1 pseudogene is annotated in these 222 nt (G+C 58.1%); it reads left to right on the top strand.

The annotated features are described in order from the left end of the window. A pseudogene (locus tag AF337_RS30030) lies at window positions 1-203 on the top strand (arylsulfatase); the annotation flags it as partial. Window positions 204-222: the final 19 nt, after the last annotated feature.

The following is a 222-nucleotide window of genomic DNA, read 5'->3' as shown; positions in this document are numbered from 1 at the left end:
ACACCGAACATACCTGGACATTGGTCTCCATCTCGGGAGCGATCAAGGACCTCATGAAAACCTACGTCGAGTACCCCCCGCGCAAGCTGCAGAGCATGGGTTACGACGGCCCGATCGAACTCTCCAAGTATCAGATGTTAGAGTCGGTGCGTGAACAACTCGGCAAGGAGGGGGTCAATATCACGGCTCCGACCGGGAACTAGGTCCTTGGCGGCCCCGGAG

Source organism: Rhizobium ecuadorense, from assembly GCF_001187535.1.
GTDB lineage: Bacteria > Pseudomonadota > Alphaproteobacteria > Rhizobiales > Rhizobiaceae > Rhizobium > Rhizobium ecuadorense.
This window is presented reverse-complemented; position numbering and strand designations above follow the sequence as displayed.